This is a genomic window from Leisingera sp. ANG49 (genome assembly GCF_059694505.1).
Genome location: NZ_JCATZN010000005.1, coordinates 264,562 through 276,775, shown reverse-complemented (window position 1 = coordinate 276,775; position 12,214 = coordinate 264,562). Strand labels below are relative to the sequence as shown.

12 protein-coding genes, 1 tRNA gene and 1 riboswitch are annotated in these 12,214 nt (G+C 64.8%); of the genes, 1 reads left to right on the top strand and 12 read right to left on the bottom strand.

All coding sequences use genetic code 11. From position 1 onward, the window contains the following. Nucleotides 1-141: 141 nt before the first annotated feature. The 4 genes from AC58NV_RS18190 to AC58NV_RS18175 form a co-directional block, all read right to left on the bottom strand. Nucleotides 142-1,149, bottom strand: a complete 1,008-nt coding sequence (locus AC58NV_RS18190) for a hypothetical protein (protein WP_497228372.1) — start codon at nt 1,147-1,149, stop codon at nt 142-144. A gap of 313 nt (nt 1,150-1,462) precedes the next feature. After that, entirely contained in the window at nt 1,463-1,897 is a 435-nt protein-coding gene (locus tag AC58NV_RS18185) for a DUF6538 domain-containing protein (RefSeq protein ID WP_497228371.1), read from the bottom strand. A gap of 61 nt (nt 1,898-1,958) precedes the next feature. Beyond that, nucleotides 1,959-2,034 (bottom strand) — tRNA-Thr (locus AC58NV_RS18180). Nucleotides 2,035-2,641: 607 nt separating this feature from the next. Continuing rightward, nucleotides 2,642-3,133, bottom strand: coding sequence for a hypothetical protein (locus AC58NV_RS18175; protein ID WP_497228370.1), 492 nt, complete (start codon nt 3,131-3,133; stop codon nt 2,642-2,644). Between the two features lie 167 nt (nt 3,134-3,300). Here AC58NV_RS18175 and AC58NV_RS18170 point away from each other — a divergent pair, with 167 nt between their 5' ends. Further along, the gene (locus AC58NV_RS18170; RefSeq protein ID WP_497228369.1) at nt 3,301-4,290 is read left to right on the top strand and encodes a GT-B fold glycosyltransferase domain-containing protein; all 990 of its coding nucleotides are present in this window, start codon (nt 3,301-3,303) and stop codon (nt 4,288-4,290) included. A 6-nt stretch (nt 4,291-4,296) separates the two neighbouring features. On the opposite strand, the gene AC58NV_RS18165 is transcribed toward AC58NV_RS18170, so the two are convergent. The 8 genes from AC58NV_RS18165 to thiC form a co-directional block, all read right to left on the bottom strand. After that, on the bottom strand, nt 4,297-5,655 hold the full coding sequence (locus AC58NV_RS18165) for an amidase (RefSeq protein ID WP_497228368.1): 1,359 nt from the start codon (nt 5,653-5,655) through the stop codon (nt 4,297-4,299). Nucleotides 5,656-5,770: 115 nt separating this feature from the next. After that, nucleotides 5,771-6,475 (bottom strand): bifunctional hydroxymethylpyrimidine kinase/phosphomethylpyrimidine kinase, encoded by a 705-nt coding sequence (thiD, locus tag AC58NV_RS18160; RefSeq protein WP_497228367.1) that lies wholly within the window; start codon nt 6,473-6,475, stop codon nt 5,771-5,773. Then, on the bottom strand, nt 6,472-7,440 hold the full coding sequence (locus AC58NV_RS18155; protein ID WP_497228366.1) for a ThiF family adenylyltransferase: 969 nt from the start codon (nt 7,438-7,440) through the stop codon (nt 6,472-6,474). The genes thiD and AC58NV_RS18155 overlap by 4 nt, the downstream gene beginning before the upstream one ends. Beyond that, entirely contained in the window at nt 7,437-8,042 is a 606-nt protein-coding gene (locus tag AC58NV_RS18150; RefSeq protein ID WP_497228407.1) for a thiamine phosphate synthase, read from the bottom strand. The genes AC58NV_RS18155 and AC58NV_RS18150 overlap by 4 nt, the downstream gene beginning before the upstream one ends. After that, nucleotides 8,042-8,809 (bottom strand): thiazole synthase, encoded by a 768-nt coding sequence (locus tag AC58NV_RS18145; RefSeq protein ID WP_497228365.1) that lies wholly within the window; start codon nt 8,807-8,809, stop codon nt 8,042-8,044. The genes AC58NV_RS18150 and AC58NV_RS18145 overlap by 1 nt, the downstream gene beginning before the upstream one ends. Nucleotide 8,810: 1 nt before the next feature. Further along, the gene (gene thiS / locus AC58NV_RS18140) at nt 8,811-9,008 is read right to left on the bottom strand and encodes a sulfur carrier protein ThiS (RefSeq protein ID WP_497228364.1); all 198 of its coding nucleotides are present in this window, start codon (nt 9,006-9,008) and stop codon (nt 8,811-8,813) included. Continuing rightward, entirely contained in the window at nt 8,977-9,945 is a 969-nt protein-coding gene (locus tag AC58NV_RS18135) for an FAD-dependent oxidoreductase (RefSeq protein ID WP_497228363.1), read from the bottom strand. The genes thiS and AC58NV_RS18135 overlap by 32 nt, the downstream gene beginning before the upstream one ends. Continuing rightward, entirely contained in the window at nt 9,942-11,756 is a 1,815-nt protein-coding gene (gene thiC / locus AC58NV_RS18130; RefSeq protein ID WP_497228362.1) for a phosphomethylpyrimidine synthase ThiC, read from the bottom strand. The genes AC58NV_RS18135 and thiC overlap by 4 nt, the downstream gene beginning before the upstream one ends. A gap of 137 nt (nt 11,757-11,893) precedes the next feature. Beyond that, a riboswitch (TPP riboswitch) is annotated at nt 11,894-12,022 on the bottom strand. Between the last annotated feature and the right edge of the window lie 192 nt (nt 12,023-12,214).

Below are 12,214 nucleotides of genomic sequence, written 5' to 3'. Positions count from 1 at the left end.
CCGGCCTCTCGGTCTTAGTATACCCCTTTGAACGGGTCGGTCAGGGTCAGTCCAAGCTTGCTTGCGGCAAAGTCGGTGATAGCCCGCACGGTTCCGAAGATATGGGGGGAAACGCCGATAAGCACCCTTTAGGTAGGGCGCTCAGATTTTTGGCCCCTGAACATTTTGGGGCGGCTCGACACAAGCAGCTGCAAGCAACGGTGGTTCGGCCTGGAACGCGTTAGCCTTGCCCCGGATGCCCGGCAGCTTGACCTCGACGAAACCCCTGTCTGACAGCCATAGCTTGAACAGCTCATTGTCTCGAACGGTCCTGTTGAAGTTGCTCCTGTCTCTACAGCCGATGTGATCCATGACATCTTGGAACAGGATGGGTCCAACTGGGTTTTCTTTCAGGCGTTGCTCAATGAAGGCAGCGGCTTGGGCGGCCTTTCCAGTAAGGGCGGGGCGATTGGTAGGATACCAGCGCTTCACTGTCGCTCCTGGGAACCAGTCTCGGAGAGCTGCTTCGATACCAGACCCCGCTGCCGCGATGATGTAGACCTCACCAGGCAAGCACTTTCCGTCAGAGCATCCACGGGTGACGCCACGGCCAACGGCCTGCACAATGGCATGGCCATGTTCGCCGAGTTCGACGCGCTTCACCACATCTTTGGGGGTCGTCGTAGACATGGGTAAACCGAGGCTGGCGTGAGCAAGACCCAGGTAGTGGCTGGGGGGTAAGTTGAAAGTCCCCGCCAGAACCACGGTAGGCACATCAGCGTTTTCGTTGGTCGCCCGGTGCATACCCCAGTGCAGGAAGCTGGTGTTGTCTAAGGCATTGGGATCAAGGGTGGTGCTGATGAGGCCGGGGACGTCAAGGTGCCGGTCAGTCTTGTGGTGAACGATCAGACAGCGATCTTCCAGATTGCAACAGCGCATCTCGGCGACAATCTCAGCCAAAGCGACACCTCCCTGCTCCCAACTGCTTTTGCCTGCCCCCTTCTTGGCGACGTGGATCGTCAACGGGCTGTAGTCCTTGGTCGCCGCTGGCAGAAATACTAACCCGCCACGCTTCTCGTTCCACAGCTTGTAGGTCTCACGCACCCGCGCAGATGCGTCCAGAACCAGAACAGGGGCCAGGTCTTCTGGCAGTAGTGTCTTGGCCAGCACGGAAACACGCTGACTGCCCTAACCAGAAGCGACACGCACCTCTTGGTCCGATAGCTCCGCCAGTGCTTCCACATGTACTGTCCGTCTGTCGTCTCCGAGCATCGCCATAGCGCGTTGTAAAGCCTCAGATTCCAGAACCGGGAACCGGAACAAGGACCCAATGTCCGCCTTGCGCAGCCGCTCCATCAAACCATCCATCTTGTCTGCGAAGTCTGCCGAGACACGACGCAGGCAACCCAGTAGGCCCCCGATGTCATCACTCGAAAGCATGACCACCTGCCCAGGCTCCATCGCCTCATCCCAAACGCGGACCTCACGGGGAAGACCCAGGTAGTGGAACGTCGGACAAGTTTCGAAACGACTTCCTCGAAGCCGCGATAGAAGCATCTGCTGGGTGGTGAAGACCTTTCAGGCGCAGGTAGATGCTAACAGCTTCGGACAAAAGAACAGATGAAGAGGAAACCTCAGGAGCTGCTGCACTGACCACGACGCGCCCCTCTGACTGCATTCTCAGCATATGCTTGCCCGGCAGCTCCACATCCTTTGAGCGGAGGTGATACCAGTACTCATCCAACTGATCGGCGGCACTTCTGGCCCGCGCTTCAGCGATGCGAGCAGACCGCGTTCGTAAAGAGTAGGCGATGCGAGGTGAGGTGTAGTGCTTTTTCAGGTCTTTGGGGATGCGGCGGCTGAAGTAAAAAACGCCATCTTTCACGAAGGTGAACACAGGCGAAATGGTCTCCGACATGGTCTGCGGCTCCTTGCACATGCAAAAAGCTGAAGCGAAACCAATGTGTTAGCTGAAGTGATGGTGCCCCCACACGGACTCGAACCGCGGACCTACTGATTACAAATCAGTTGCTCTACCAGCTGAGCTATAGGGGCGCTGAGCTGTGAAACCGCGCTTAGCATCCTTCACAGGTCCGTCGCAAGAGGTCTTTTTCAGCAAACATACTGGCCTGCACAGTTGCAGAAGAGAACCTGACGAAATGGCACCGCAGAGCCGGTCTGCCCCTGGCTGCCAGTTGGACCCGGCAGCCGAGCCGAAGCAGGTCTGAACACAAGCGGTAGGCAATCGCAGGTCTGCTCATGCAGGTTGTCATTCACTGCGGAGCTCATGCGGCCGAGGAAGATCTGCTGCTGAAAGTTACCGGGACATTGGTGCTCCTGGGCAACGCGGTGCCGGGGCGCAAGCGGTACCGCAGATACCGGTCACCGTCTGGTGCTACGAGGATCTGCCGTTGATCTGGGCGGGGTTTTCGCGGCCTGGGGGTGGGAATCTCGGAGCCGCTCGGAGGCGGACTGGCCCTGCCGGCATCGCTGATGCATCTTGCAAGGCCGGAGCGCCTACGCGCATATCTGGACGCCCGCCAGGACACGACAGAGGTCCACAAGCGCCGGGTTTGTGCGACCTTTCTCGATAAATTCGCACGTGAGGATGCTTCGGAAGCTGGAGCTAGGTTCCCTCGGCAGATTGCAGGCCGGCTGCAGCCTATTGCACCGGCTGGCCGTTGCGGCCGAATGTCAGGTTTTCGGTCGTCAGGTCGTCATAGGTCACCTCGACCGCGATCTGCTGGATCGAGCCCAGCGGGTAGCTGCGGTAGGGCAGGCCGTCCTCTTCCTTGATCATGTTGGGAAAGCCTTCCTCCAGGTGGCAGTCCGGCAGCGGCCAGATTTCCGGCGCCGCACCGTTCACTCCCAGCCTGACCTGCGCCAGCCCGCAGCGCCAGGACCACAGGTGGGTCACGTAAAGCAGGTCCTGTCCGTCAAGCTCGCGCACATGGATCCAGTTGGCCTGGGTTGCGGCCAGGATCGGCTTGACCTCCAGCGCGGTGGTGAAGCGGCCGGTGGCCTCCTGCGGTTCCGCTGCCAGGGCGGTTTGCGCGGCTGCCGGAGCGGGCGCTGCAGCCGCAGTTTCCTGCGTGCGGCCCTCCGTCCCGGGCTGCGCGGAAGCGGCAATAATGGCCAGGATCACATCAAACATCGTCTCTCTCCACTCACGGGCGCCCTTTGCGTCACAAGGCGTCCCGAAATTCCATTGGCCTGTTGCACGGCACCTTGCCGGCTTATAGCTACCTTAGCAGGCAATTCTCTTTGCGGCCTTAACGCGCAGTCCTAACCGCCCGGCAGAGACGGAAAACGGGGAAAACAATGGCAAATGCCCCCTTCAACGTGATGATCGTCGGCCAGGCGGGCCGGCTGCAGTATGAGGCGCTGCTGTTTGCCGCCTCGTTGCGCCATTGTTCCCCGGGATTTGCCGGCCGCCTGTTCGTGGCGGTGCCGCAGCCTGGACCGCTGTGGGACAAGGATCCTGGCATCCGCAATCAGGATGTCCTGCAGGCGCTTGCGGATCTGGGCGCAGAGATCCTGCCTTTCGAAAGCAAGCTGTTCGGTGCGGCCTACCCCTATGGCAACAAGATCGAGGCGCTGCAGGCGCTGCCCGAGGGGGAGCCGTTTGTGTTCTTCGACACTGACACGCTGATCACCGGTGAGCTGGCAGAGGTGCCGTTTGACTTCTCCCGCCCCTGCGCCTCGCTGCGGGTCGAGGGCACCTGGCCGAAGCCGACGCTTTATGGGCCGGGCTACGCGGGCATCTGGCAGGCGCTCTATGACCGCTTCGGCCTTGATTTCCTGTCCAGCCTCGATCTCAGCCAGCCGGATGAATACTGGAAGCGTTACCTCTATTTCAACGCGGGCTTCTTCTATGGCGCCTGCCCGCGGGCCTTTGGCAAACGCTTTCTGGTCTATGCGCAATCGGTCCGCAACGACCCGCCGCCGGAACTGGCGGGCCAAAGCCTGGACCCCTGGCTGGACCAGATCGTGCTGCCCTTGGTGATCCATTCCTTCGGAGGCGGCCGGTATGCGCTGCCCGCAGGCTATCTGGACGGCGAAACCAGCTGCCACTACCGGCTGTTCCCGCTGCTTTATGCGCGCGAAAGCGACCGCGTGGTGGAGGTGCTGCACGAGGTTGCCGCGCCGAACCGGATCAAGAAGGTGCTGAAGGGTTACGAGCCGATCAAGCGCATGGTCTATCAGGGCCGCGGCAGGAAGGTGCGGGCGCTGTTTGACCGCGAAAACCTGCCTCGCCGCGAGCAGGCGATCCGCAACCGGATCAAGTCCGAAGGCTTCTGGATGCGCTGAGGCACGTCAGCCCTGGATTGCCCGCTCAATGCTGCGGGCAAATTGCAGCAGCCGTGCGTCCGACCCTCTTGGCCCGGTGATGTGCAGCCCCGCCGGCATTCCGTCCGCAGAGGTGCCGAAAGGGATCGAGATTGAGGGCAGCTCCATCGGCGGGGTCAGCGTCACCGTGCGCCAGTCCTCGGTGATCTCCCCGTCGCGCAGGTCAGCGGAAAACGGCATGCCCGTCGCGGTGGGCCAGAGGGCAAAGTCATAGTGCTCAAAGAAGGTGCAGACATCTACCCAGACCTTGGCGCGGGTAGTCTGATAGGCGATCAGCTCCGCCAGGCCGCGCCCCTCGGCCTGGGCGCAGGCGGTGCGGTAGCTTTCGCCTGCCAGTGCCATGTCCGGCGCCAGCGCCGCGCGCAGCTGCAGCGCGCATTGGCCCCGGATGATGTCGCCATGCGCCATGAGCGGCTCCAGGGGCGGCGCGTCTTCCGCCACCTGCCAGCCCATCTCGCGGCAGAGCCTTTCAACCGGGGCAACCGCCGCTTGTACCGACGGCTCAACGCTTGCACCAAACGGCGACAGTGACAGCGCCGCCCGGCCTGTGCGCCGGGCAGGGGCCTCTTCCAGGTCCGCCAGCCGCGGCAGCTCCTGCCAGTACCCCAGCGGCTGGCAGGCCGCATTGCCCTGCATCACCTCCAGCATCAGCACCAGGTCCCGCACGTTCCGTGCCATCGGGCCCGGCACCGACAGCCCGTCAAACGGGGACGGATTCGGGCCATAGGGGATCAGGCCGGAGGTCGGGCGCATCCCCACAACCCCGCACCAGGCCGCAGGCGTGCGGGTGCTGCCGCCGAGGTCCGATCCATCGGCCAGCGCCGCCATGTGTGCGGCCAGCACTGCCGCCGCGCCGCCAGAGCTGCCAGCGACGGATTTCTCCGGGTCCAGCGGGTTGCGGGTGGTCCCGGCCACCAGATTGCTTGTCTGGCCGGACAGGGTGAACTCCGGCGTGTTGCTTTTGCCGATGATCACCGCACCGGCTGCCCGCAGCCGGGCCACATGCAGCGCGTCATAATCCGGAACATGGGCTTCAAAGCTTTTTGAGCCCCAGGTTGTGCGCAGGCCCTCGGTTTCGAAGCAATCCTTGATGGCTGCTGGCAGCCCGTGCAGCGGCCCGGCAAATTCCCCGCGCGCGGCCAGTGCGTCCAGCTCCGCAGCCCGCGCCTCAGCCGCTGCCCAATCCAGTGTGATGAAAGCGTTGACCGTGCCCTGCCGCGCCTCGGTCTGCGCCTTGTGGGCCGCCAGCACCTCCCGCGTGCTCAGCTCCCGCGCACGCAGCTTGGTGGCCATCGATTCGGCGGTGAGCGCGGTGATATCGGTCATGCGGCAGGTCTCCGGATCCAGGTGGCAGCGGTGCTGCCGCGACCCTAGGGAGCCTGAAGGCTTCGCACCGTCCTGAAACCGGCCTGAAAACCGTCTGCCAGCGACCTTGCCGCGGTCACCGACGCAGCCAGCGTTGCACGGCATCCTTGGCCTTGCTGCAAGCATCCGGCAGAGCGGCGCCCTGCGCCAGGTGGCAGGCGGCGGCGGTGGCAAGGCTGCATCCAGTGCCGCGTTTTGAAACCGGCAGCCGCTGCGCCGCAAAGGGAATGACCGCGCCGTCCGGAGTGAACAGCAGGTCGGTGCTTTTGGTGCCGGTGCCGTGCCCGCCCTTGACCAGCACAGCCTGCACGCCTTGGGCCAGAAGTGCCGCAGCCTTCACTTCAACTGAGCCGCCGGCGCCTGCCAGCACTTCCAGCTCCGCCAGATTGGGCGTGACCAGCGCCGCGCGGCGCAGCAAGGTTCCAAACCCGCCTGCGTCCATCAGCGTGCCGCCGGAACTGGCCTTCAGAACCGGGTCCAGCACAATGGGCAGCCCGGCTGGCAGGGCAAGGTCCACAGCCTCTGCCGCCTCAGCAGAGCCAAGCATGCCGATCTTGACGGCTCCCGTTGCCGGGGCTGTTGCCAGGGCAGCGTGGACCTGTTCTGCCACAGCCGTGGGCGGGCAGGGGTGAACACCCAGAACCGCCGCATCTGTCTGCACGGTGACGGCTGTCACCACCGGACGGACCGTTACGCCCAGCTCTGCGGCCATCGCCGTATCCCGTGTCAGCCCCGCACCGCCGCTGCTGTCGGTGCCGCCAATGGCCAGGATCACCGTCATGCGCTGTCCCCGGCGGCGAGCAGGGACAGATCGCTGTACCCCGCTTGCCGCAGATCCTGCGCCGCGCCCCAGGCCCGCAGCCCGCTGCGGCAGCACAGCACGACCCGCCCTTCGCGCGGCAGACCCGCGGCGGGCAGATCCGCGCGGGCGATCCGCAGGGCCTGCGGCACCTGCAACTCAGGCGCCTCCGTGGTGTCACGCAGCTCGATCACCGTGTCCTGGGCCGTGATGTGGCTGGCAGCGATGAATGGCAGGGCACCCTCCGGCTCCTCGGCTTCGTCAAAGCGAAATGTACTCACCTGCAGCGCTCCGAGCCGGAAAACAAACAGCTGCCCCAGCGGCGAGGGCCGATGATCCAGCAGCGCCTTCAGCGCCAGTTGCGCCTGCAGGGCGCCGACCATGCCCACCACCGGCCCCATCACACCGGCGGTTGCGCAAGTTGCGGCCTGTGCGGGCAGGTCCGGGAACACCGCCCGCAGCGACGGCGCGCCGCCGCAGAAGCCCCCGGCATAGCCCGACTGCCCAAGCGCAGAGGCCGAAATCAGCGCCTTGCCCTGCCTCAGGCACTCGTCAGAGAGGATATAAGTTACCGCAAAACTGTCCGCCGCATCTACCACCAGATCGGCGTCCGCCACCATCTGCTCCGCGTTAGCTGCGTCAAGGCGCCGGGCCTGTGCTGTGACTTTCAGGTCCGGATTGGCCGCCAGCAGGTGCTGCCGGGCCGCCTCTGCCTTGGGCAAACCGATGTCTGCGGTGGAATAGAGCACCTGCCGGTGCAGGTTGCTCTCCTCCACCACGTCACCATCCATCACCGTGATCCGCCCGACACCCGCGCCGCCCAGGTATTGCAGCACCGGACAGCCAAGCCCCCCGGCGCCAACCACCAGCACATGGGCGCGGGCCAGCACGTCCTGCCCCTCTGCACCGACCTCCGGCAGGATCATCTGGCGCGCATAGCGGCTCATGCGTCCTCCCGGATCCGGCAAGCCTCCACCCATTCGCGGGTGCGGGCCTCAGGATCGGCTGCCAGCTGGATGTCTGTCACCACCGCCGCGCTGTCGGCGCCCGCGGCAAAGACCCCAGGCAGCCGCTCCGGCGTCAGCCCGCCGATTGCAACCAGCGGGACTTCGCCCGCCATCTGCTTCCAGCGCGTCACCCGCTCCAGCCCCTGCGGCCCCCATTTCATCTTCTTCAGAAGCGTCGGATAGACCGGACCCAGCGCCACATACTCCGGCCCCAACGACAGGGCGCGGTCCAGTTCCGCCTCGTCATGGGTCGACAGGCCAAAGCGGACCCCCTTGCGGCGCAGCGCGGTAAAGTCGGCACTGTCCATGTCCTCCTGCCCCAGGTGCACAAAGCCGCAATTCAGGTCCAGCGCCGCCTGCCAGTGGTCATTGACCACCAGCTGGCAGTTGTGCACCGCGCAGAAGTCGCGGGCGCGGGCGATCTGGCGGCGCACCTCACCCTCCGGCTCGTCCTTGATCCGCAGCTGCACCAGCTTGACCCCGTGGGGCACCAGCAGCTCCAGCCGCCCGACATGGCCGGCGATCAGATAAAAACGCTCCATCATGCAAACTCCGCCAGACCCAGAACCGGGGTCGAGGGCACCGCCATATCGCGCCGCTCCATCACGCCGGCCTCATATCCCGCCCGGCCAGCCTTAACCGCCAATGCCATGGCGCGGCCCATCCCGGCAGGGTGGCCGGCCTTGGCCACGGCAGTGTTCAGCAGCACCGCATCCATGCCCAGCTCCATCGCCTGCGCAGCGTCCGAGGGCCGCCCGATCCCTGCGTCCACGATCAGCGGCACCCCCGGGAAATGCGCCCGCATCGCACGCAGCGCATCCGGATTGCGCAATCCCTGGCCGGAGCCGATCGGCGCCCCCCAGGGCATCAGCACTTCGCAGCCCACGTCCAAGAGCTTCTCCCCCACCACCAGGTCGTCGGTGGTATAGGGAAAGACCTGGAAACCCTCGGCGCACAAAATGCGCGCGGCCTCGACCAGCCCGAACACATCCGGCTGCAGCGTGTCGGAATGGCCGATCACCTCCAGCTTGATCCAGGAGGCATCAAACAGTTCCCGTGCCATTTGGGCGGTGGTCACCGCTTCCTGAACCGAATGGCAGCCGGCGGTGTTGGGCAGGATGCGGCAGTCGGTTTCCCGCAAGCCGTCCCAAAACCCGGAGCCCGATCCATCTGCGGTTTCCCGGCGCAAGCTGACGGTGATGATTTCTGTGCCGCTGGTCTTCACCGCCTCTGCCAGCACCGCAGGCGACGGGTATTGCGCCGTGCCCAGCAGCAGCCGCGAGGTGATCTCTGTTCCGTAAAACTGCATCCTAGCCTCCCTGCATCGGGGCCAGCACTTCCAGCCGGTCACCCTCGGCCAGCTGCGCCTCAGCCCGCTGGCTGCGTGCCACAAAGGTTCCGTTCAGCGCGGTGGCAACGGCAGGGCTGGCAAACCCCAGTTCCTTCAGTGCGGCTTCCACGGTGCCGCCCGCAACCTCATGCGGTTTGGCGTTCACGATGATCTTCATCTGTTGTCTCCGGTATCAGGCGGCCGACAGCCTGCTGCGCCATCGCGGGCGCCAGCAGAAATCCGTGCCGGTACAGGCCGTTGAGGTAAAGCGTGCCGTCCAGTTCAGTGAGCCGCGGCAGGTTGTCGGGGAAGGCCGGGCGCAGCCCCGCGCCGGTCTCCACCACGCTGGCCTCAGCAAAGGCAGGGTGCAGGGTGAAGGCGGCACTCAGCAGTTCGCTGAGCGAGCGCAGGGTGACGGGACGGTCAGAACTGCTCTCGATCATGGTGCCGCCGATCATGAAAGTCCCGTCGCCGCGGGGCACCAGGTAAAGCGGCATCCGCGGGTGCAGCAGGCGCAGGGTGCGGCGGACCTCCACCTCCGGGCAATGCAGGATGGCCATCTCGCCGCGCACCGGGCGCAACCCGGGCAGCGGTGCTGCCGTGCCCGTGCAATCCAGCGTGACGCGGGCGGGGGCAGGGGCGCCGTAACGGATCTCCACTCCCATCTGCTGCACTGTGGCGCTCAGATCCCGCAGCGCGCGCCGCGGGTCCAGATGCGCCTCCTGTCCGAAGAAAAGCCCCTGCGCAAACCGCCCGGCCAGCGCTGGCTCCAGTTCGCCGATCTCTGCCTCGTCCACGCCCCGGTGGCCGCCAGTGCGGCGGGCGAAACGGGTCAACTCCGCCCGGTCGCGGGCAGGCGCAACCACCAGCGTGCCGCGCCTGTGGACGGTCGTGACCTTGGCCCACCAGTCGAAGGCGCGGCTGCCGAGGGTGATCACCTTCTCCTCGGCGCTTTCCCGTTCGCACCAGGGCGCCAGCATGCCGCCCGCAAAGCGCGCGACGCTGCTGTCCCCCGGGGTCTCGCCCCGTTCATAGACGGTGACTGCCGCCCCGCGCTGCGCCAATTCATAGGCGCAGGCGAGGCCGGCAAGGCCCGCACCGGCGATGGTGATCATTCCGCGGACTCCGCAGCCTCGGCGGCAGGCACATAGAGCGCGCCGCCCTCGCGGAACTTGGCGGCCATCGCCTCCATGCCTTCCTTCTGCGCTTCCGAGCGGATGTCGTGGCTGATCCGCATGGAGCAGAACTTCGGCCCGCACATGGAGCAGAAATGGGCGACCTTGTGGGCCTGTTTCGGCAGGGTCTGGTCGTGGAACTCGCGCGCGGTGTCGGGGTCCAGCGACAGGTTGAACTGATCTTCCCAGCGGAATTCGAACCGCGCGCGGGACAGCGCATCGTCGCGGCGCTGGGCGCCCGGCAGCCCCTTGGCGAGGTCGGCGGCATGGGCCGCAATCTTGTAGGTGATGACCCCGGTCTTGACGTCATCACGGTCGGGCAGCCCCAGGTGCTCCTTCGGCGTCACGTAGCACAGCATCGCGCAGCCGAACCAGCCGATCATCGCCGCCCCGATGCCGCTGGTGATGTGGTCATAACCCGGCGCGATGTCGGTGGTCAGCGGCCCCAGCGTATAGAACGGCGCCTCGTGGCAGCACTCCAGCTGCTTGTCCATGTTCTCCTTGATCTTGTGCATGGCGACATGGCCCGGCCCTTCGATCATCACCTGGCAGTCCTTGGCCCAGGCGATCTTGGTCAGCTCCCCAAGGGTCTCCAGTTCGGCAAACTGCGCCTCGTCATTGGCGTCCGCGATGGAGCCCGGCCGCAAACCGTCGCCCAGCGAGAAGCTCACATCATACTGGCGGCAGATGTCGCAGATTTCCTCGAAATGCTCATAGAGGAAGCTCTCTTTATGGTGATGCAGGCACCACTTCGCCATGATCGACCCGCCGCGCGAAACGATCCCTGTCACCCGGTTCACCGTCATCGGCACCATGTGCAGCCGCACGCCCGCATGGATGGTGAAATAGTCGACGCCTTGTTCCGCTTGCTCGATCAGCGTGTCGCGGAACACTTCCCAGGTAAGGTCCTCGGCGATGCCGTTCACTTTCTCAAGCGCCTGGTAGATCGGCACGGTGCCGATCGGAACCGGCGAGTTGCGCACGATCCATTCACGGGTGTTGTGGATGTTGCGGCCGGTGGACAGGTCCATCACCGTGTCGGCACCCCAGCGGATCGCCCAGACCAGCTTGTCGACCTCTTCCTCCATCGAGGAGGTAACGGCAGAGGTGCCCATATTGGCGTTGATCTTCACCTTGAAATTGCGGCCGATGATCATCGGCTCGATTTCCGGGTGGTTGATGTTGGCGGGGATGATGGCGCGGCCGGCGGCGATTTCCTGGCGCACGAATTCCGGCGTCACGTAGTCGGGGATATTGGCGCCGAAGTCATTGCCGTCGCGATTGCCGTGGCAGGGCGACAGCTCGCGCAGCTGGTTTTCGCGGATCGCCACGAACTCCATTTCGGGTGTGATGATGCCCGCACGTGCATAGGCCAGCTGGGTCGGCGCTTTGCCATCCTTGCCGCGCAGCGGGGCGGGCTTCACCGGGAACTCCGGCGTCAGACGGTCGCCCTCGACAAAGCCGTTATCCTCCGGCTTCACATCGCGGCCCTGGTAGCTCTCGACGTCGCCGCGGGCGAGGGTCCACTGGCGGCGCAGCTGCGGCAGGCCCTGGCGGATGTCGGTCAGCACCTCCGGGTCGGTGTAGGGGCCGGAGCTGTCATAGACCGGCAGCGGCGCCTCGCCCGCAGTGGGGTGGGTGGAGATTTCGCGCATCGGCACGCGGATGTCCTCATGGACCTCGCCGCTGACGTAGATCTTGCGCGAGGCGGGCAATGCGCCCGTGGTGATTTTCGGGTTGGGGACGTTCATCTGGTGTTCCTCCGGGCCTTCGGTTCAAAAACACCAATTGAGCCGGGACGGAGGAAAACGGGCAGGGGGGTGTACAGCCGGTGTACGGCCGGTGCACGCATGCTGCCTGTTCGAAACACGGGTTGCCGCCGGGGCGCCGCGCCATGCTCCTAGCTTCCTACGCCAGTATCAACTGGGTCAGGTTCAAAGGGTCGCGCCGCCGGTCCGGGATGCCCCGCACCATGACGCCTCTCAGTCCCTTGGGCGGGACTCCCCTGCGTGCCTATAGGGCTAGGGGAGGTGCGGGGTTTGCGTCAACCGGAATCTTTGTAGATTATTTTTTGGCATTAATATCAGTCTGATATTGGCCTTATGGGCGGGTATTTGAGGCAAATCGCTGCAGTGCAGCTTTGAAGCTTGATCGAGGGCTGCAAAATTATCTATAAAAACCGGAAACGCCATCCGCGCATGGCCAACAG

What these genes read in the sequence shown, in the direction of transcription:
- AC58NV_RS18185 (WP_497228371.1), bottom strand. Translation starts at nt 1,897, where the DNA reads ATGTCGGAGACCATTTCGCCTGTGTTCACCTTCGTGAAAGATGGCGTT.
- AC58NV_RS18175 (WP_497228370.1), bottom strand. Translation starts at nt 3,133, where the DNA reads ATGTTTGATGTGATCCTGGCCATTATTGCCGCTTCCGCGCAGCCCGGG.
- AC58NV_RS18170 (WP_497228369.1), top strand. Translation starts at nt 3,301, where the DNA reads ATGGCAAATGCCCCCTTCAACGTGATGATCGTCGGCCAGGCGGGCCGG.
- AC58NV_RS18165 (WP_497228368.1), bottom strand. Translation starts at nt 5,655, where the DNA reads ATGACCGATATCACCGCGCTCACCGCCGAATCGATGGCCACCAAGCTG.
- thiD (WP_497228367.1), bottom strand. Translation starts at nt 6,475, where the DNA reads ATGACGGTGATCCTGGCCATTGGCGGCACCGACAGCAGCGGCGGTGCG.
- AC58NV_RS18155 (WP_497228366.1), bottom strand. Translation starts at nt 7,440, where the DNA reads ATGAGCCGCTATGCGCGCCAGATGATCCTGCCGGAGGTCGGTGCAGAG.
- AC58NV_RS18150 (WP_497228407.1), bottom strand. Translation starts at nt 8,042, where the DNA reads ATGGAGCGTTTTTATCTGATCGCCGGCCATGTCGGGCGGCTGGAGCTG.
- AC58NV_RS18145 (WP_497228365.1), bottom strand. Translation starts at nt 8,809, where the DNA reads ATGCAGTTTTACGGAACAGAGATCACCTCGCGGCTGCTGCTGGGCACG.
- thiS (WP_497228364.1), bottom strand. Translation starts at nt 9,008, where the DNA reads ATGAAGATCATCGTGAACGCCAAACCGCATGAGGTTGCGGGCGGCACC.
- AC58NV_RS18135 (WP_497228363.1), bottom strand. Translation starts at nt 9,945, where the DNA reads ATGATCACCATCGCCGGTGCGGGCCTTGCCGGCCTCGCCTGCGCCTAT.
- thiC (WP_497228362.1), bottom strand. Translation starts at nt 11,756, where the DNA reads ATGAACGTCCCCAACCCGAAAATCACCACGGGCGCATTGCCCGCCTCG.